We start from the raw sequence: 19,419 nt of genomic DNA, 5'->3' as shown, positions 1-19,419 counted from the left end.
CCTGTGGAGGGATGCGGGCCCTTCGGGCGTTCCGGCGGCTGCCGTGTGCTGCCACATGCTTGTTCTCGCCCCCGCCGCCCCTTCCCGTCCCAACCTGGGGCTCCGCCCCAGACCCCGCTCCTCAAACGCCGGAGGGGCTGGATTGTGCCGGACGGGCTGAAAATTCAGGGGAAGGGGCGGCGGGGCTGCGCCCTCGAACCCCCGCTCCTTAAGCGCCGGAGGGGCTGACACACCAGCCTGTCCGGCGTTTGAGGACGAGGCCCGAAGGGCCAAAACGGGGGTCCGGGGGCTTGCCCCCGGGGACGGGATGGGAAGGGGCGGCGGGGGCGAGACAACCGCCCGGCGACGGAGTTACGCCGGTGTGCCCAGTTCGGCCCAGACTGTCTTGCCCGCGACGTCCGGGGACCGTACGACACCCCAGTCCAGGCAGAGTCGCTGCACGATGAACATGCCGTGGCCTCCCGGGCGGCCCGCCCGGTGCGGGGTGCGCGGCGCCGGCTGCCCCGTCCCCCGGTCGGTGACCTCCAGCCGGATCACCTTCTTGTCACAGGTGATCGCCAGATGGTCAGGCCCCTCGGCATGCAGACACGCGTTGGTGACCAGCTCCGAGACGACGAGCAGAACGTCCTCCGCGGCGGCCCGCCGGTCGGCGGTGGCGGCCGGCAGCCAGCCCCAGTCGTACAGCGCCTGGCGGGTGAAGTCACGGGCGAGCGGTACGACGCCGCTCTGGCCGTCGAAGCTCAGCCGACGGACCCGGCCGCCGCCGCCCGGGGCATCCTCCGCGGGCGTCACGGAAGCGCCGCCGGGCTCCGGACCGCGGTCGCCCGGCGAATAGGGCCGGGTGGTGCTCATCAGCGCTTCACCTCACCGTGTCACCAGTTCACGATTCAAAAGTTTCCGTACTCGGTCGTTCACGCGTGCACGGCACATCCGGTTCCCGGCACCCCCGTGACCACCACGTCCGGCACGTTCAGGATGACTCCTGCCCGAGCGGGCCGCGGGGACACCCCCGTATTCGCGCGAAAAGGCACGACCGTACTCGCGCGCGCCCGGCGTGCCCGCGCGGCTCACGCCGAATCGTCGGCCAGAGCCGCCTCAAGAGTGTCGTGCACGGTGAACACCGCGTCCGCACCCGTGATTTCGAACACGCGCGCGACCACGGGCTGCATCCCGGCGAGGTGGACCCCGCCTCCCGCCGCCTCGGCCTTCAGCCGCGCGCCGAGCAGCACGTTCAGCCCCGTGGAGTCACAGAACTCCAGCCGGGAGCAGTCGATGACAAGCCGCTTGAATCCCTTGGCGAGGCAGCCCTCGAGTGGCTCACGCAACAGATCGGCGGTGTGGTGATCCAACTCACCCGCCGGGGTCACGACGGCACTGGGGCCCTCTTCTCGCACCTCGACCAGAAGCCGGCCCGACTGTGCGCTGCCGACCGTCCCGCGGTCCATGCCGTCTCTCTCTCCCGAGGTCGTGGCTGCTTGCTGACGCCTTCGAACATTACGCCTTCTGGCCGCGCATCGACACTCTAACAATCACGCAGAAACAGACATATGCGCACAGAACGCACTTGCGGTGAACTTGCGAGAGCCGGTAGGGCTAGTAGGACACGTACCCGACACGGCCGGCTTTGGAGGCGCCGCACACCGCAGTGCACGTATCGGCTTCGGCAGCCATATGCCGAGAACGATGGAGGACATCATGTCACCCCGGCTCGACGCATCGCCTACCCCTGAAGCGACGTCGACACTCCCTCCGGAACATCTGGAACCCATCGAGCAGGACGACCTGGGTGTCGTCCCGGACGACCTACTCGCCGGACTACCGGAGATTCCCCCGTACGACGAGGTGGGCCCGGTCGACGCGCGGGCGCTGTCGAAGACTCTCTTCGAGCGCCTGGAGTCGCTGGAGGAAGGCACCCACGAATTCTCTTACGTACGCAACACGCTCGTCGAACTGAACCTCGCCCTGGTCAAGTTCGCCGCCTCCCGCTTCCGCTCGCGCAGCGAGCCGATGGAGGACATCATCCAGGTCGGCACCATCGGCCTGATCAAGGCGATCGACCGCTTCGAACTGTCGCGCGGTGTGGAGTTCCCCACGTTCGCGATGCCGACCATCATCGGCGAGATCAAGCGCTTCTTCCGCGACACCTCCTGGTCCGTGCGCGTACCGCGCCGCCTCCAGGAACTCCGGCTCGACCTGGCCAAGGCCGGTGACGAACTGGCCCAGCAGCTCGACCGCGCGCCGACAGTGGCCGAGCTTGCGGACCGCCTGGGCATCACCAAGGACGAGGTCGTCGAGGGCATGGCGGCGTCGAACGCCTACACCGCCTCCTCGCTGGACGCCCAGCCGGAGGAGGACGACGCCGAGGGCGCGCTGGCGGACCGGATCGGTTACGAGGACCACGGGCTCGAAGGCATCGAGTACGTCGAGTCGTTGAAGCCGCTGATCGCCGAACTGCCGCCGCGGGACCGGAAGATCCTGTCCCTGCGCTTCGTCGCGGGCATGACCCAGTCGGAGATCGGCGAGGAACTCGGCATTTCCCAGATGCACGTCTCCCGTCTGCTGTCGCGGACGCTGGTGAAACTGCGCAAGGGGCTCACCGTCGAGGAGTGACGGGCCGTTCGGCCCCACGGAGCGATCTGACCGCGCCCCGCGCCCTGCGGGCGCCGGATGCCCACCCCGGGCACCGGGCGCCCGCCGGGCGCGGGGCGCGCCTCCTTACCCGCGGTTACCCCTTTCCTCCCGTACGTTCTTCCACCACTATGGGCGCCCGAACTGCCGGTAGGTCAGAAAGCCGGGCCCGGCAGGCCCATGGGTGCCGGGAGGCTGCAGATGACTCGGGGGGACGGGAGCGCGGACGGCGACGGAGCCGGCGGCGGGCGCTCGGGAGCGCTCGCCGGAGTACCGGACGCACAGCTGGCCGTGTCACTGCGCGGTGACACATCGGCCGCGTACGCGGCCCTCCAGGAACTGCGCGCCCGGCACGGCCCCTCGGTCCTCGCCTACGCCCGCGTATGCGCCACCGGCGACTCCGCGGCGCGCCAACTCGCCGCCCGGGCCTTCACCCTGGCCGTCCGTGAGACCGCCCACGGCACCGACCCCGGCGGTCCGCTGCGGCACCATCTGCTGTTGCTGACCGCCCGGGTGGCCGCGTCGTGGGCGGTGGAGGGACGGGCCGGCGGGCTCGACCCCGGCCTGCACCTCGTCCTCAGTTCCTCCGGCCCCGACGGCCCGGTCCCGACCATGCTGGCGGCGTTCCGGACACTGCCGTACCGGGCGCAGGGCCTCCTCTGGTACGCGACCGTGGAGCGGGAACCGGCGGACCGTACGGCGGTCTTCCTCGGCATCACCCCGGACGACGTGGCCCACGGCACGGAGTCCGCGCTGCACGCGCTGGGCCAGGCCTGTCTGAGGTCCCGGCTGGCCGCCTCGGACGACCCCCGGTGCGGGGACTTCCGTCGGCTGATCGAGGAATCGGTACGGCCCGACAGTCCCCGCGAGAGCGCCGATCTGCACGCCCACATGGCGAGGTGCGCCCACTGCGCCGCGGCCCACGCGGAGCTGTGCGCCCTGCGGGACGACCCGCGGACCACCCTCGCCGAGGGCCTGCTGCCGTGGGCGGGCACGGCGTACGCCACCTCCAGCCCGGTCGCGGCGGAGCCGGACGCCCGTTCCCTCACCGCTCCCCTGCCCTGGCCACGGTCGCGGCGCCTGGCACTCGCCTCGACGGCGCTCGGCGTGGCCGTCGTCCCGCTGCTGCTCTTCCTGCTGTCGCCGGCCGACGCGCCGTCCGAGGGTGCCGCGGCGTCGACCACCCCCTCGTCCCTCCCGCCGCCGGTGACGGTGACGGCCACACCGCCGCCCCCCACGGCGTCCCCGACACGGACGTCGCCCTCCCCCTCACCGTCGCCGTCCCGGACCGCGAGGCCCAGCCCCTCGCACACCCCCCGCCCCACGCCCACGCGCACCGCTCCCACGTATGCACCGCCGGGCGGCGTGTACGCGCAGGTGGTCAACCTCGGCTCGGGTCTGTGCCTGGACATCGACGGCGACCTCGAGGACCGTACGGACGTCGTCACCGCCCCCTGCACCTCCGCCGCCACCCAGCTGTGGCGGGTCGACGCCGGGCGCGGTGTGCTGCAGTCGGGCGCCGATCCCGACTACTGCCTGGACAGCCGGGGCTCGGTGGAGCGGGGGGTCGGCATCTGGGACTGCGACTCGGTGGACGGGCGCAACGGCCTCAACCTCCGCTTCACCGTCGACGCGCGCGGGGTGATCCGCCCGGCCGTCGCTCCGGACCACGCCGTGACGCCGGAGGGCGGCGCCGGAGCGGTGGCGCTGGTGCGGGAGACGGGCCGGACGGACCAGCGGTGGCGAGCCGGGGCGGGGTGAAGGGCCTGCCTCACCTCTGCCGCGGCTGCACTCTGCGTCCCTTCCGCCAGACCGCGCGGACCAGCGGCACGCCCGGCCGGTAGGCCAGGTGGACGTGGGACGGCGCGTCAAGGAGGAGCAGGTCCGCGCAGGCCCCCGGTGCGACGCGGCCGATGTCGCCGCGGCGCAGGGCCGCGGCCCCGCCCGCCGTGGCCGACCACACGGCCTCGTCGGGGGTCATCCCCATGTCCCGCACCGCGAGCGCGATGCAGAAGGGCACGGAGGACGTGAACGACGACCCCGGATTGCAGTCCGTGGACAGCGCGACCGTGGCTCCCGCGTCCAGCAGCCGGCGGGCGTCCGGCCACTCGGCGCGGGTGGAGAACTCGGCACCGGGAAGCAGGGTGGCGACCGTGCGGCTGTTCGCGAGGGCGTCCACGTCGGCGTCGGTGAGGTGGGTGCAGTGGTCGGCGCTGGCCGCGTCGAGCTCGACGGCGAGCTGGACGCCGGGGCCGAACGAGAGCTGATTGGCGTGGATGCGCGGATGCAGGCCCTTCGCCCTGCCCACGGTGAGGATCGCGCGGGCCTGGTCGCCGTCGAAGGCGCCCTTCTCGCAGAACACGTCGATCCAGCGGGCGTACGGGGCACAGGCGTCCAGCATCTCGCCGGTGACCAGGGCGACATACCCGGCCGGGTCGTCGGCGTACTCGGGGGCGACGATATGGGCGCCGAGGTAGGTGACCTCGTCGGTGTGGCGGGCGGCCAGGCGCAGGGCGCGGGCCTCGTCCTCGGTGGTCAGGCCGTAGCCGGACTTGGTCTCGAAGGTGGTGGTGCCCTGGCGCAGCGCCTCGGCGAGGAGACGGGTCAGGTTCGCCTCCAGCTGCGCGTCGGTGGCGCCGCGGGTGGCGGCGACGGTGGTGCGGATGCCGCCCGCGCTGTACGGGCGGCCGGACATCCGGGCGTTGAACTCCTCGGTGCGGTCGCCCGCGAAGACCAGGTGGGAATGGGAGTCGACGAAGCCCGGGAGCACCGCCCGACCCTCGGCGTCGACCCGATTGTCAGTGGCGGGTGCTTTGCTTGATTCACCGGTCCACACGATGCGGTCGCCCTCGATGACGACGGCCGCGTCCCGGACCAGACCGAGGGGAGAGGTGTCACCCAGGGAGGGGTCGTTGGTGACCAGCGTGGCGATGTTGCTGATGACGGTGCTGCTCATGGTTTCCTCATGGGGGGTCGTCAGGCGCGCAGGGCTTCGACTGCCTGTGCGAGCGCTTCGGGCACATCGGGGACGAGCGTGTGCTCCCCGTCGCGCACGACGTGCCGGCCCGACACGATCGTGTGGCGGACGTCCGCTGCGGTCGCGGCGAATACGGCCGTCTCGGCGCCGAGCCTGGGCAGTGGCCCCGCGGTTCTGACCGAGTCGAGGGCGATCGTGACGAGGTCGGCGCGCGCCCCGGCCTCGATGATGCCGACGCCGTCCCAGCCGAGGGCGGCGTGTCCGTCGGCGGAGGCGGCCCGCAGCAGGGCGGCGGCCGTCCAGTGGCCCCGGGTGCGGGTGCGCAGCCGCTCGTCCAGCTCCATCGCGCGTGCCTCTTCGAACAGGTCGATCACGGCGTGGCTGTCGGAGCCGAGACAGAGCGGGGAGCCCTCGTTCTGCAGGGCGGCGGCGGGGCCGATGCCGTCGGCGAGGTCCCGTTCGGTCGTCGGGCACATACAGGTGCCGGTGCCGCTGCCGCCGATGAGGGGGATGTCCTCGGCGGTGAGATGGGTGTTGTGGATGCCGGTGGTGCGCGGCCCGAGGACGCCGTGCTGGGCCAGCAGCTGGGCCGGGGTGCACCCGTGTGCCTCGCGGCAGGCGTCGTTCTCCGCGGTCTGCTCGGACACATGCACATGGAGCGGGGCCCGCCGTTCCTCGGCCCAGCGTGCCACGGTCGCCAACTGCTCCGCCGGTACGGCCCGGACGGAGTGGATCGCCGCACCGATCCGTGCGTGATCCCGTTCCTTGAGAACTGAACAGCGTTCGGCCCAGGCGTCCGCGTCGCCGTCGGAGAAGCGGAGCTGCGGGGCGGTGGGCGGCCTGCCGAAGCCGGAGGAGAGATAGGCGGTGTCGAGGAGGGTGATCCGGATGCCGGCTTCGGCGGCGGCCGCGACGAGCGCCTCCCCCATGGCGTTGGGGTTGGCGTAGGGCGTGCCGCCGGGGGCGTGGTGGACGTAGTGGAACTCGCCGACGGTCGTGATGCCGGCCAGCGCCATCTCGGCGTACACGGCGCGGGCGAGGGCGTGGTAGTTGTCCGGCGTGAGCTGCGCAGCCGTGGCGTACATGATCTCGCGCCAGGTCCAGAAGGTGCCGGAGCCCACCTGGACGGTGGCGCGCAGGGCGCGGTGGAAGGCGTGGCTGTGGGCGTTGGCCAGTCCCGGCAGGGTCAGTCCGCGCAGGATCTCGGCCCCGGGCGGCGGGGCGGTTGTGTCCGGGTGGACGGCGGTGATGCGGCCGTCCTGGACGGTGAGGGTCACGCCCGGCTCGACATGGGTGCCGAGCCAGGCGTGCTCCAGCCAGTACGTCCGCGGGGTGGCAGTCACGTGCAGGCCAGTCCTTCCAGTACGTCGGCGAGTGCGAGCACCCCGGTCACGCAGTCGTCCTCGGCGGCGAACTCGGCCGGCGAGTGCGAGACACCGGTGGGGTTGCGCACGAACAGCATGGCGGTCGGCACGCGTCCGGAGAGGATTCCGGCGTCGTGTCCGGCGCCGGTGCCGAGGACGGGCACCCTCAGGTCCGTGTCGCTGCCCAGGATGCGGGCGAGTTCGTCGCGCAGGGCGTGGTCGAACTCGACGACGGGGGTGAAGGACTCCCGTTCGACGTCCAGGTCGACACCGTGGGCGGCGGCGTACTCACGGGCGGCCCTCTTCACCCCGCCGACCACGGCGTCCAGGCGCTCGTGGTCGGCGGCGCGCGAGTCGAGCCAGCCGCGCACCAGGGAGGGGATGGCGTTGACGCCGTTCGGCTCGACGGCGATCTTGCCGAAGGTGGCGACCGCACCGGCGAGATCTGCCTCGCGGCGGGCGGCGAGGACGGTCTCGGCGTACGGCAGCATCGGGTCGCGGCGGTCGGCGAGCCGCGTGGTGCCGGCGTGGTTGGCCTCTCCCCGGAAGTCGAACCTCCAACGCCCGTGCGGCCAGATGGCGGACGCGATGCCGACACGGTCGCCGGACAGGTCCAGGGCGCGGCCCTGCTCCACGTGGAGCTCGACGAAGGCGCCGATGCGGTTGAGCCGTTCGGGGTCGGCGCCGAGGGTGCCGGGGTCGTAGCCGGCGGCCTCCATCGCCTGCGGGAGGGTGACGCCGTCCGCGTCGGTGAGCCGGTGGGCCTGGTCGACCGTGAGCGCGCCCGCGGTGAGCCGGGAACCGACACAGGCGAGCCCGAACCTCGCGCCCTCCTCGTCGCCGAAGTTGACGATGCCGAGGGGCTTGGTGAACCGCACGTCCCTGCGGCGCAGTTCGTCGAGGGCGGCGAAGGCGGACACGACGCCGAGGGGCCCGTCGAAGGCCCCGCCGTCGGGTACGGAGTCCAGATGCGACCCGGTGACCACGGCGTCCCCCCGCGCGGGGTCCCCGAGCCAGGCCCACTGATTCCCGTTCCGGTCGACCTCGTAGGCCAGCCCACGGCCGCGCGCCTGCGCCTCGAACCAGTCCCGGCACTCGCCGTCGGCCACACTCCAGGCGAACCGCCGATAACCACCGGAAGCACCATGCCGCCCGATGGGCCGCAACTGATTCCACATCTCCTGAAAGGAAACCCCACGTGGAGCCAGGCCGGCCCGGGACTCCGAGCCGCCGCCCCACCCAGGCGCCGTGCCATCAGCCGGCCCAGACTGAGGGCCGCCGCCCCGCCCAGGCTGAGGGCCGTCAGCCAACCCAGGCTGTGGGCCCTCACCCCGCCCAGGCTGTGGGCCGTCGCCCCACCCAAGCCGCGGGCCACCAGCCGGCCCAGACTGAGCGCCATCGCCCCGCCCAGGCCGCGTACCGTCAGCCAACCCAGGCTGTGGGCCCTCACCCCACCCAGGCTGTGGGCCGTCGCCCGGCCCCGACTGTGGGACGTCACCCCGCCCAGGCAGTGGGCCGTCGCCCGGCCCCGGCTGTGGGACGTCACCCCGCCCAGGCAGTGGGCCGTCCTTCCGCCCAAGTTGTGGGCCGTCGCCCGGCCCAGGCTGCGCGCTGTCAGCCAGCCCAGGCCGCATGCCATCAGCCGGCCCAGGCTGCGGGCCGTCGCCCCGCCCAGACTGTGGGCCCTCAGCCCACCCAGGCTGGGCGCCGCCGCCCCGCCCAGGCCGCGTGCCATCAGCCGGCCCAGGCTGGGCGCCGCCGCCCCGCCCAGGCCGCGTGCCATCAGTCGGCGCAGGCTGGGGGCCGTCGTTCCGCGGGGCGATGGGGGTAGCTCCCGTGCCCCTTGGGCTATCCGGGAGGATCGGCACAGCCGGACCCGTGGGCGGTGACGATGCCCCCGCCCCCACCCCAGACGTGCCGTCGCTCACGTCGGGTCACCCTCACGCATCGGTACCCGCACGCCCCGCTCGTCGGCCACCGACTCCGCGATGTCGTACCCGGCGTCCACGTGACGGATCACCCCCATGCCGGGGTCATTCGTCAGCACCCGTCGGATCTTCTCGCCCGCCAGCGCCGTCCCGTCGGCCACCGTCACCTGCCCGGCGTGGATCGACCGGCCCATGCCCACACCGCCACCATGGTGGATGGACACCCACGACGCGCCCGACGCCACGTTCACCATGGCGTTCAGCAGCGGCCAGTCGGCGATCGCGTCGGACCCGTCCAGCATCGCCTCGGTCTCCCGGTAGGGAGAGGCGACCGAACCGCAGTCGAGATGGTCCCGCCCGATGACGACCGGCGCGGCCAGCTCCCCGCTCGCGACCATGTCGTTGAACCGCTCACCGGCCTTGTCCCGCTCCCCGTACCCGAGCCAGCAGATCCGCGCGGGCAGCCCCTGGAAGTGGACCCGCTCCCCCGCCATCCTGATCCAGCGGGCCAGGGACTCGTTCTCCGGGAAGAGTTCCAGGATCGCCTTGTCGGTCTTGGCGATGTCTGCGGGGTCGCCGGACAGCGCGGCCCACCGGAAGGGGCCCTTGCCCTCGCAGAACAGCGGCCGGACGTACGCCGGCACGAACCCGGGAAAGGCGAACGCCCGCTCGTACCCGGCCAGCTGCGCCTCACCGCGGATGGAGTTGCCGTAGTCGAACACCTCGGCGCCGGCGTCCTGGAAGCCGACCATCGCCTCGACGTGCCGGGCCATGGACTGGCGGGCGCGGGTGGTGAAGCCGGCCGGGTCCTTCGCGGCGGCGTCGGCCATGTCCTCGAAGGCGATGCCGATCGGCAGATACGCCAGGGGGTCGTGCGCGGAGGTCTGGTCGGTGACGATGTCGATGGGCGCACCCATGGCGAGCAGCTGCGGCACCAGCTCCGCCGCGTTGCCGAGGACGCCGATGGAGAGGGGCTTGCGCCGGTCCCGGGCCTCGACGGCAAGCTGGAGGGCGTGGTCGAGGGAGTCGGCCTTGACGTCGAGGTAGCGGTGTTCGATGCGCCGGTCGATGGCGCGGGGATCGCAGTCGACGCAGATCGCGACGCCGTCGTTCATCGTCACGGCGAGCGGCTGGGCGCCGCCCATGCCGCCGAGGCCGGCGGTGAGGGTGATGGTCCCGGCGAGGGTGCCGCCGAACTTCTTCGCGGCGACGGCGGCGAACGTCTCGTAGGTGCCCTGGAGGATGCCCTGGGTGCCGATGTAGATCCAGGAGCCGGCGGTCATCTGCCCGTACATGGTCAGGCCGAGCGCCTCCAGGCGGCGGAACTCCTCCCAGTTGGCCCAGTCGCCGACGAGGTTGGAGTTGGCGAGGAGGACGCGCGGGGCCCATTCGTGGGTCTGCATGACGCCGACCGGGCGGCCGGACTGGACGAGCATCGTCTCGTCCTGCTTGAGGGTCTTCAGCGTGCGGACCATCGCGTCGAAGGAGCGCCAGTCGCGGGCGGCCTTCCCCGTCCCGCCGTAGACGACGAGCTTGTCGGGGTGCTCGGCGACCTCGGGATCGAGGTTGTTCTGCAGCATCCGCAGGGCCGCCTCCTGCTGCCAGCCCAGGGCGCTCGGTTCGGTGCCGCGCGGCGCTCGGACGGGGCGGGGTCCGGGTCCGGGTCCGGCCATGGTGTGCCTCCTCATGCTGCGGATCACTGCGGATGATGCCTGCAGATGATTACTGCTGATATTCACATCCTTGACTCCTGAATAGAGCTAGTCAAGACAGGGGGTGTGTCGTCACCGCCGGGAGAGGGATGTTTGGCTGGATGCATGCGCACGAACAAGGTGAACGCCGAAGGGGCGGGGGACACGGTGGCTTACGGCAACGGCCTGACGGACGAGGTGGACCCGCAGGGCGCGGGACGGGCGGCACGGCGGGACGAGGCGGTGCGGGCCGCCGTGGAGCAGGGGCTGCTCGACGGCGACACTCCCCTGGTGGCCCTGCTGGACGTCACCGGTATCCGGGAGTCGGCGGCCGGGCTGCGGGCGGCGTTCGACGCGGTGACGGCGCACGGCACACCCGTGCTGCACGCCTTCGCGGTGAAGGCGAGCCCGCTGGTGCCGGTGCTGCGGCTGCTGCGCGAGGAGGGCATCGGCGCGGAGGTGGCTAGCCCGGGCGAGCTGGCGCTGGCACGGGCCGCCGGGGTGGCGCCGGAGCGGACGGTCCTCGACTCGCCCGCCAAGACCCTCGCCGAGCTGCGGGAGGCGCTGGCGCTGGGCATCGCCGTGAACGCGGACAATCCGCAGGAGCTGGAGCGCATCGACGCCCTGATGGCCGGGTCCGGCTCCCGCTCCCCCATCGGCATCCGGGTGAACCCGCAGGTCGGCGGCGGTTCCATCGAGGCGTTGTCCACGGCGACGGCGACCTCGAAGTTCGGGGTGGCGCTGCGCGACGAGGGGGCGCGGGAGTGGGTGGTGCGGGCGTATCTGGACCGGCCGTGGCTGACCCGGCTGCACGCGCACTCCGGTTCCCAGGGCATCGCGCTGTCGATGATGGCGCGGGGGATCGCGGAGACGTACGCGCTGGCGGAGGAGATCAACCGGCGTGCCGGACGGCAGCAGATCGACACCGTCGACATCGGCGGCGGACTGCCGGTGAACTTCGCGTCCGAGGAGACGAGCCCGACGTACGGGGAGTACGCGCGGCTGCTGCGCGAGACGGTCCCGGGGCTGTTCGACGGGCGCTACGGCCTGGTGACCGAGTTCGGACGGTCACTGCTGGCCAAGCACGGCACGGTGGTGGCCCGTGTGGAGTACGCCAAGAGCGCGGGCGGACGTCCGGTCGCGGTGACGCACGCGGGCGTCCAGGTGGCGACGCGCACGGTGTACGCGCCGCAGTCGTGGCCGCTGAGGATCGCCGCCTATGACGCGAAGGGGAGGCCCAAGAAGGGACCGGCGGTGGTGCAGGACGTGGCGGGACCGGCCTGTTTCGCGGGCGACCTGCTCGCGCAGGGACAGGAGCTGCCGCTGCTGGAGCAGGGCGACTATGCGGCGGCGCTGGACACGGGCGCGTACTACTTCGCCCACCACTACGCGTACAACTCGCTGCCCCGCCCCGCCGTCCACGGCTTCACTCCGGACGGGAAGGGAGGGGTCGCCTTCGCCACGGTGCGCGGAGCCCAGACGATCGAGGACATCGTCACCGAGTCCGGAGCCGCCCACACCGACGCCCTGACCGCACTGGCCCCCTGAGCAACAACCCACCGAGGGGCGCGGGGAACTGAGCGGACAACACAGCACCCCGCGCCCGCAGGGCACCCCCACTCACACCATCGCCGCACTCCTGCGACGAGAACCGCCGCCCGGCGCGGCATCCCCCGCCGCGATCCCCGTGGTCCGGTACGCCTTGACCGCCCGGCCGGCAGGCCGCCCCGCCGCCGCGCGCAGCCAGTCGACGCGCACCCACAGCAGGGCCTCGTCCGCCTGCTCCAGCCGGCCGATCCAGGCCGCCTTGAGCCACAGCCCGGCCCCGCACCCGGCGAGCAGCAGACCACCGGCGGCGGGTGCGGCGAACCCCGTGCCCAGGGCGGCGAGGAAGGTGAGCAGCAGCCACCAGCGGTGCGCCCGGCGCCAGTTGCGCACGGTCACCGCGCGGTCCTGGAGCACATCGTTCCGGCCCGCCCGCGCCGTCGAGCGGGCGAGCGCGCGGTACCGTCCGCGCCGTACGTACGCCACGACGGCCGTAGCCACGACGAACAGCGCGGCGCCCGTCAGGACACCGATCCGGCGTCCGGTCAGTCCGGGCACCAGCACCCCGATGCCCGCGGCGAAAATTCCCAGCCACCACAGTGGCGCCGCCCCGGCCCGCACGACGACGGCCACCCGGGCCAGTCCCTGTCCTCCGCGTCCTCCGCGCGTCACGTCCTTGGCCTCCCGTCCTCCGATGCCTGTGCATGGTTTACCCGTGCATGGTTTCAAGGAGGCGGACGCTAGCGGCGCAAGGTGAGACGAGTCTGAGAAAACGCGGCGGGCGGCCCCGCCGTCAGTCCACGAACAGCCCGCGCGCCGCCGCCTTGGCGTCGAACTCCTCGAGCCGCGCCTGCGCGTCCGGCAGGTCGTCGCACATCGCCTCCAGCAGCACCCGGCCCAGCAGCATCGGCGCGCACGCGGTGTCGAAGGCCAGCCCGGTGCCGACGGCGGCGGGCAGCAGCAGGTCGGACGTCTTGGCGACCGGCGCGAACGGGGAGTCGGCGACGGTGACGACGGTCAGCCCGGTCTCCTTGGCGTGGGCGAGGGCGTCGACGACCTCCCGGGGATGCCGGGGCAGCGCGAAGCACAGCAGGGCGCTCGCCCCGGCGCGGGCGGCGGCGTCGATCCGGTCGTGGAGCATCGTGCCGCCCTCGTTGAGCAGCCGTACGTCGGGGTGGACCTTGGCGGCGAAGTAGGCGAAGCCGTGCGCCTGTGCCGCCGCGGCACGCAGCCCCAGCACGGGCAGCGGGCGGCTGCCCGCGAGGACCCGGCCCGCCCGCTGCACGGGCCCGGGGTCGGCCAGCGCGTCGGCGAGGTGGCGCAGGTTCTCGATCTCGGCCTCGACGGCCTGCTGGTACTCGTTGTACGAGCCGGTCTCGGGCGCGGGTTCGACAGGCGCGACCTCGCGCAGATGCCGGCGCAGGGCGGGGTAGCCGTCGAAACCGAGGGCGACGGCGAACCGGGTCACGGAGGGCTGGCTGACCCCAGCCAGCTCGGCCAGCTCCACGCTGGACAGGAACGGCACATCGGCGGCCCGCCGCACCATGCTGTGCGCGATGCGCCGCTGGGTCGGCGTCAGCCGATGCCCCTCGAACAGCGCCTGGAGGCGCGCGGCGGGGCTCTCGCTGCCGCTCATGACCTGACTTCCCCCTCGACCTCTCTGCCCATTCATCCGTCGTGTCTTCTGCATACCGTTATACAGGCGAAGCGGACGTCGCGGCCGTACACGCGTCGTGAGGGGCGGAGATCACACACGGTGCCCGGCCGGGGACAGATCCGGATCTCGGCGATATTGCTATGACGTCAGCGCATCCGGAATGGGCCGGTTAGCGTAACGCATCGAACAAGCAAGCGCTTTGAGACGCAGGTGTCCTCCGGGGCGCCCGACGGAGGACGGTACGAGCGTGGATGCGCGGAGCCGTGGGCAGGCGGACGGGACCGACCCTGCCGACCAGTGGGTGCTGAACCCGGAGACCGGCGACTACGAGCTGCGGCTGAACGGCTCCCCCGAGCCGCCGCCGTTCCCCCGCCCCCGCGGCGCATCCCGCACCGCCCCCGCGCCCGGCCGCGTCCCGGCGCAGCGCGGCCGCCGTACCGCGCCCGCTTCCGAGCCCGCCGCGGACGACTCGCGCGGCGGCGGGCGCGGCAGGCCGAGGAAGAGCGGCCGGAAGAAGGCGCTGATGTGGACGGGAGGCGTCCTCGGGCTGGTCCTCGTCGGCGGCTCGGCGTTCGCGTACTACTGGTACGACCGTCTCTACGGCAACATCAACACCGTCGACATCGGTGACGTGGGCAGCGACAAGGTGCTCGCGGACGGCCCGGTCAACCTTCTGGTCATCGGCAACGACGTCCGCACCGGCGAGGGCAACGAGGCCTACGGCAACCGGGACAACGTCACCGGCCACGCCGACACCACCCTCCTCTTCCATGTCGCGGAGGACCGCACCAATGCGACCGTGGTGAGCATTCCCCGGGACCTCATGACGAAGATCCCGGACTGCGAGACCAAGCAGTCCGACGGCTCCACCAAGCTCGTCCCGGGCTCGTCGGGCACCACCAGGTTCAACGAGTCCTACGGGGTGAACGGCCGCGACCCGGGCTGCACCATGCGCACGGTCGAGGAACTTGCCGGCATCGAGGTCGACCACTTCATGATGTTCGACTTCAACGCGGTCAAGACGCTGTCCACCGCCGTCGGCGGAGTGAAGGTGTGTCTGGAGAAGCCCATCAAGGACCTGGACGGCGGGACGAACCTGGACCTGCCCGCCGGGGAGAGCACGATCCAGGGCGAGGACGCGCTGGCGTTTCTCCGCAACCGGCACGGCCTGAAGAACGAGAGCGACCTGGACCGGATCCAGATGCAGCAGAAGTTCGTCGCGTCGATGATCCGCCAGTTGAAGGAGGACACGCTCGACAGCCCGTCGAAGATGCTCGACGTGGCCGACGCGGCCACCAAGTCCCTCACCGTGGACAAGGGGATAGGCAGTCCCGGCAAGCTCCTCACCCTGGCCAAGGAGCTGGCCAAAATCGATCTGAAGAACATCACCCTGATGACGCTGCCGGTGATCGACAACCCGGCCGAGCCCAGCCCCGTCACCGTCGTCCCGCACCCGGCCGAGGCCCCCAAGCTCTTCAGCATCCTGCAGAACGACGTCTCCCTCACCGAGGTGAAGAAGAAGGAGAAGAAGGCCAAGGACCAGCAGGCCGCCCTGCTCGAGGGGCCGCGGGCCGAGGCGTCCGCCGTGCGCGTCGACGTCTACAACGGCGGCGGTCCGCAGGGCGCCGCGCAGGACACCCTGACCTGGCTGCAGACCAGCCAGGGCGTCCCCAGGTCCACGAACAGGGGGAACGCCCCGGCCGAGGTCGGCAGGACACGGTTGGAGTACGCGCCGAACCAGGCCGCCCAGGCCCGTAAGCTCGCCGACCTGATGGGCCTGCCCGCCGCCGCGCTGAAGCCCGGCACCACGGACGCGTCCCCGGACGCGCCGATGACACTCACCCTCGGCCCCGACTTCAAGGGCGCCGGCGTTCCCGTGGCCGCATCGAAGAAGGTGGACGTCGAGCAGTCCCGGGCCGACGAGAAGATGTGCGAGAAGTGAAGCAGGGGCGCGGCGGACCCCGGGCCGAGAGGGGGGTTACCCCCAGTGCCACCGGGCCCGCCCCTGCCTACCGTGGATTTCATGACCGGAATGGACGCGCGGGACGCCGAGCTGAAGAAGGAACTCAAGGCCTCCCTGCAGGCGCGCAGGGAACTGGGCGAGGAGTACGAGTCCGCGCTGGTCGACTCGTTCCTGGAGAAGGTCGACCAGCGCATCGACGGCGCGGTGGAGCGCCGGGTGCGCCGGCAGCTCGCCGAGCGCCGGCTGACGCAGGCCCGGGACGCACGGTCGCCGAGGGTCACGGACTCCTGGGGCGAGCGTTTCGGGTTCGGGATCGTCTCGCTGGTCCTGGCGGTGCCGCTGTCCGCGATCGGCGGAGGCGTGGGCCATCTGCCCGGCCTGCTGGTCACCTGGCTGGGCATCGTCGGCGTCAACGTCGTACAGGCCGTACGGACCCATCCCGGCCTGTTCGCCACCCGCCGGCCCGCGCGGGACGGCGACTGGGAGGACTGAGATCGAGCCGCCTTGCGCGGGGACCGCCGCACCCCCGTCGCCGGGGGGCGGGACGACGGCGGTCCCCGCGTGGGACGCGCGCACGTTGAGGCGGCTGCGCGTCCGGGGCGTCCTTGGGGGTCCGGGAGCCGCTCCGGAGGTCCTACGACGCCGCTTGGCCGCCGGCCGGACCGGAGAAGGCCCCATCCGGTGCTGAACGCCCCGGGAGGCGTTCTCACCGCCCTGCCGACACCCACCACTCTGCCGGACGCGTGTTAAGCGAGTGCTGCGCGCACGTGACACCCTCGTACCGCTTGCGCGAAGTCCACGAGGAGCACGGGCGCGCCAACACCCCGCCGTTCACCGCTGGTTCAGCGGTGCTTCTGATTCAACGGTGCTTCGCCCGACGCCCCGTCACTTCTCGCTCTTGGCGAGGAAGGACAGCAGGTCCTGGCGGCTGACCACGCCGGTCGGCTTGCCCTCGACGAGGACGATCGCCGCGTCCGCCTTGCCCAGGACGGCCATCAGGTCCGCGACGGGCTCGCCGGAGCCGACCTGCGGCAGCGGCGCGGACATGTGCTTCTCCAGCGGGTCGTCGAGCGAGGCGCTCTTGCTGAACAGCGCGTCCAGCAGCTCCCGCTCCACGACCGAGCCGACGACCTCGGCGGCCATCACGTCCGGGTGACCTGCGCCCGGCTTGACCACAGGCATCTGCGAGACGCCGTACTCGCGCAGCACCTCGATGGCCTGGCCGATCGTCTCGTCCGGGTGCATGTGGACGAGGGAGGGGATGTGGCCGCCCTCCTTGTCGTCGAGGACGTCGCCGACGCGGGCGCTGGGCCCGGTGTCCTCCAGGAAGCCGTAGTCGGCCATCCACTCGTCGTTGAAGATCTTGCTGAGGTAGCCGCGTCCGCTGTCCGGCAGCAGGACGACGACCACGTCGTCCTCACCGAGCCCGGAGGCCACCTCCAGCGCCGCCACGACCGCCATGCCGCAGGATCCGCCGACCAGCAGGCCCTCCTCCTTGGCCAGGCGCCGGGTCATCTGGAAGGAGTCCTTGTCGGAGACGGCGACGATCCCGTCCGCGATGTCCCGGTCGTAGGCGGTCGGCCAGAAGTCCTCACCGACGCCCTCCACCAGGTACGGCCTCCCGGAGCCGCCGGAGTACACGGAGCCCTCGGGGTCGGCGCCGATCACCTGCACGGCGCCGTCGCTGACCTCCTTCAGATAGCGCCCGGTGCCGGAGATGGTGCCGCCGGTGCCGACGCCGGCCACGAAGTGGGTGATCTTCCCCTCGGTTTGCTCCCACAGCTCGGGCCCGGTGGAGTGGTAGTGGGAGAGCGGGTTGTGGGGGTTGGAGTACTGGTCCGGCTTCCAGGCGCCCGGCGTCTCGCGCACCAGCCGGTCGGAGACGTTGTAGTACGAGTCGGGGTGCTCCGGTGCCACGGCGGTCGGGCAGACGACGACCTCGGCGCCGTAGGCGCGCAGCACGTTGATCTTGTCCAAGGAAACCTTGTCCGGGCAGACGAAGATGCACTTGTAGCCCTTCTGCTGGGCCACGATGGCGAGCCCGACCCCGGTGTTGCCGCTGGTCGGCTCGACGATGGTGCCGCCCGGCTTGAGCTCCCCGCTCTGCTCGGCCGCCTCGATCATGCGCAGGGCGATGCGGTCCTTCACGGAGCCGCCGGGGTTGAAGTACTCCACCTTGGCCAGGACGGTCGCCCTGATGCCCTTGGTCACGCTGTTGAGCCGCACCAGCGGGGTGTTGCCGACGAGGCTGATCATCGAGTCGTGGATGTGCACCGTTGTCTCCGGATGCTTGCAAAAGAGGTGGTCGTAGTGGTCCGACCAGCGTAGGCCCTCCCGGGGCGGAAGCCGCGCGGGTCGTTCACTCCCCGTCGGGATTGGACCACCGTCCGTACGGGGCAAGCACTGGGTACGGCTTCGAGGAGGTGGCAGCGGGCATGACGGGCATGTCGAGGGCGCGGGTGGCCCGGCGGATCGCGGCCGGTGCGGCGTACGGCGGCGGTGGCATCGGCCTGGCCGGCGCGGCCGCCGTGGGCCTGCTGCTGGCGGAGGCGCAGCTGGCGCGGCGCCGTGTGGGCAACGGCACGAGTCCTCGCGTGCCGAACGCCGACGGACTGTACGGCGCCGCGTACACGGTGCCGGGTGAGCCGGCGCTGCGGCTGACGATGCTGGGCGACTCCACGGCGGCGGGGCAGGGCGTGCACCGGGCGGGCCAGACGCCGGGCGCGCTGCTGGCGTCGGGGGTCGCGGCGATCGCGGAGCGTCCGGTGGGGCTGAGCACGGTGGCGGTGCCCGGGGCGCGCTCCGACGATCTGGACCGGCAGGTCACGATGGCGCTGGCGGATCCGTCGCGGGTGCCGGACATCTGCGTGATCATGATCGGCGCCAACGACGTCACCCATCGCATGCCGCCCACCCAGTCCGTACGCCATCTGGCGTCGGCGGTGCGCCGGCTGCGGACGGCCGGTGCGGAGGTGGTGGTCGGTACGTGCCCGGATCTCGGCACCATCGAGCCGGTGTGGCAACCGTTGCGCTGGCTGGCCCGGCGTGCGTCACGGCAGCTGGCGGCGGCACAGACGATCGGCGCGGTGGAGCAGGGCGGGCGGACGGTGTCGCTGGGGGATCTGCTGGGTCCGGAGTTCGCGGCGAATCCGCGGGAGCTGTTCGGGCCGGACAGCTACCACCCCTCCGTGGAGGGATACGCCACGGCGGCGATGGCGGTGCTGCCGACGGTCTGCGCGGCGCTGGGGCTGTGGCCGGCGGAGGAGGAGCGGCCGGACGCCGCGCGCCGCGAGGGGTTCCTGCCGGTGGCCCGGGCGGCGGCGGAGGCGGCGTCGGAGGCGGGCACGGAGGTCACGGCGGCGATGCCGGCGGGGCCGCGGGGGCCGTGGGCGCTGCTGAAACGGCGGCGCCGGCGCCGCGTCCCGGAACCCGAACCGCAGCCGTCCCCCCAACCGTCCCCATAACGCCGCCCGCCGTCTCGGCGGGCAGTCGTGCCGCAGCCGCCACCCGCGTGCCGCAGCCACGCCCGCCGCGTGCCGCCGTCGCCCAGCCGCCGCAGCGACCCCACGCAGCCGTCTCCGCGGGCAGTCGTGCCGCAGGGCGGCACGGGTGGGCGCGACGGCACCCCGCCGGCGCCGGGCTGCGCGACCTCCCCCCGGGTACACC

General features: G+C 72.5%; 15 protein-coding genes. 6 read left to right on the top strand and 9 right to left on the bottom strand.

Translation table 11 applies throughout. The features are described from left to right. Positions 1-351: 351 nt before the first annotated feature. Together AB0L56_RS27955 and AB0L56_RS27950 are read right to left on the bottom strand one after the other, a co-directional pair. Complete coding sequence (locus AB0L56_RS27955; RefSeq protein WP_361027307.1) at positions 352-852, bottom strand: ATP-binding protein; 501 nt, start codon at positions 850-852, stop codon at positions 352-354. Positions 853-1,067: 215 nt separating this feature from the next. After that, positions 1,068-1,445 (bottom strand): STAS domain-containing protein, encoded by a 378-nt coding sequence (locus tag AB0L56_RS27950; protein WP_164333000.1) that lies wholly within the window; start codon positions 1,443-1,445, stop codon positions 1,068-1,070. Positions 1,446-1,695: 250 nt separating this feature from the next. Between AB0L56_RS27950 and AB0L56_RS27945 the strand changes: the two genes are divergently transcribed. Both AB0L56_RS27945 and AB0L56_RS27940 read left to right on the top strand, forming a co-directional pair. Then, positions 1,696-2,610, top strand: coding sequence for an RNA polymerase sigma factor SigF (locus AB0L56_RS27945; RefSeq protein ID WP_361027310.1), 915 nt, complete (start codon positions 1,696-1,698; stop codon positions 2,608-2,610). A gap of 219 nt (positions 2,611-2,829) precedes the next feature. Beyond that, positions 2,830-4,389, top strand: a complete 1,560-nt coding sequence (locus AB0L56_RS27940) for an RICIN domain-containing protein (protein ID WP_365427927.1) — start codon at positions 2,830-2,832, stop codon at positions 4,387-4,389. A 10-nt stretch (positions 4,390-4,399) separates the two neighbouring features. Here the strand turns inward: AB0L56_RS27940 and hutI are convergent, their stop codons facing one another. The 4 genes from hutI to hutU all read right to left on the bottom strand — a co-directional run bounded on the left by hutI (position 4,400) and on the right by hutU (position 10,570). Further along, the gene (hutI, locus tag AB0L56_RS27935) at positions 4,400-5,584 is read right to left on the bottom strand and encodes an imidazolonepropionase (protein WP_365427924.1); all 1,185 of its coding nucleotides are present in this window, start codon (positions 5,582-5,584) and stop codon (positions 4,400-4,402) included. Positions 5,585-5,604: 20 nt separating this feature from the next. After that, complete coding sequence (locus AB0L56_RS27930; protein ID WP_365427921.1) at positions 5,605-6,948, bottom strand: formimidoylglutamate deiminase; 1,344 nt, start codon at positions 6,946-6,948, stop codon at positions 5,605-5,607. After that, positions 6,945-8,147: an allantoate amidohydrolase gene (locus tag AB0L56_RS27925; RefSeq protein WP_365427918.1), complete on the bottom strand. Its 1,203-nt coding sequence runs from the start codon at positions 8,145-8,147 to the stop codon at positions 6,945-6,947. Before AB0L56_RS27925 ends, AB0L56_RS27930 begins: the two co-directional genes overlap by 4 nt. Before the next feature lie 746 nt (positions 8,148-8,893). Further along, positions 8,894-10,570 (bottom strand): urocanate hydratase, encoded by a 1,677-nt coding sequence (hutU, locus tag AB0L56_RS27920; RefSeq protein ID WP_365427915.1) that lies wholly within the window; start codon positions 10,568-10,570, stop codon positions 8,894-8,896. A 144-nt stretch (positions 10,571-10,714) separates the two neighbouring features. Between hutU and AB0L56_RS27915 the strand changes: the two genes are divergently transcribed. After that, on the top strand, positions 10,715-12,136 hold the full coding sequence (locus AB0L56_RS27915) for a diaminopimelate decarboxylase (RefSeq protein WP_365427912.1): 1,422 nt from the start codon (positions 10,715-10,717) through the stop codon (positions 12,134-12,136). 72 nt (positions 12,137-12,208) lie between these two features. On the opposite strand, the gene AB0L56_RS27910 is transcribed toward AB0L56_RS27915, so the two are convergent. Next, entirely contained in the window at positions 12,209-12,766 is a 558-nt protein-coding gene (locus tag AB0L56_RS27910; protein ID WP_365428017.1) for a hypothetical protein, read from the bottom strand. Between the two features lie 160 nt (positions 12,767-12,926). Continuing rightward, positions 12,927-13,769: a MurR/RpiR family transcriptional regulator gene (locus AB0L56_RS27905; RefSeq protein WP_361027331.1), complete on the bottom strand. Its 843-nt coding sequence runs from the start codon at positions 13,767-13,769 to the stop codon at positions 12,927-12,929. A gap of 268 nt (positions 13,770-14,037) precedes the next feature. Between AB0L56_RS27905 and AB0L56_RS27900 the strand changes: the two genes are divergently transcribed. Both AB0L56_RS27900 and AB0L56_RS27895 read left to right on the top strand, forming a co-directional pair. Further along, on the top strand, positions 14,038-15,732 hold the full coding sequence (locus tag AB0L56_RS27900) for an LCP family protein (RefSeq protein ID WP_365427909.1): 1,695 nt from the start codon (positions 14,038-14,040) through the stop codon (positions 15,730-15,732). Positions 15,733-15,822: 90 nt separating this feature from the next. Further along, positions 15,823-16,245, top strand: coding sequence for a hypothetical protein (locus AB0L56_RS27895; RefSeq protein WP_365428014.1), 423 nt, complete (start codon positions 15,823-15,825; stop codon positions 16,243-16,245). Positions 16,246-16,638: 393 nt separating this feature from the next. On the opposite strand, the gene AB0L56_RS27890 is transcribed toward AB0L56_RS27895, so the two are convergent. Then, the gene (locus AB0L56_RS27890; RefSeq protein WP_361027341.1) at positions 16,639-18,027 is read right to left on the bottom strand and encodes a cystathionine beta-synthase; all 1,389 of its coding nucleotides are present in this window, start codon (positions 18,025-18,027) and stop codon (positions 16,639-16,641) included. 161 nt (positions 18,028-18,188) lie between these two features. On the opposite strand from AB0L56_RS27890, the gene AB0L56_RS27885 reads away from it, so the two are divergent. Further along, positions 18,189-19,217 (top strand): SGNH/GDSL hydrolase family protein, encoded by a 1,029-nt coding sequence (locus AB0L56_RS27885; protein WP_361027344.1) that lies wholly within the window; start codon positions 18,189-18,191, stop codon positions 19,215-19,217. Positions 19,218-19,419 lie beyond the last annotated feature (202 nt).

It is taken from the genome of Streptomyces sp. NPDC052079, assembly GCF_040680275.1.
In the GTDB taxonomy this organism is placed as follows: domain Bacteria; phylum Actinomycetota; class Actinomycetes; order Streptomycetales; family Streptomycetaceae; genus Streptomyces.
This window is presented reverse-complemented; position numbering and strand designations above follow the sequence as displayed.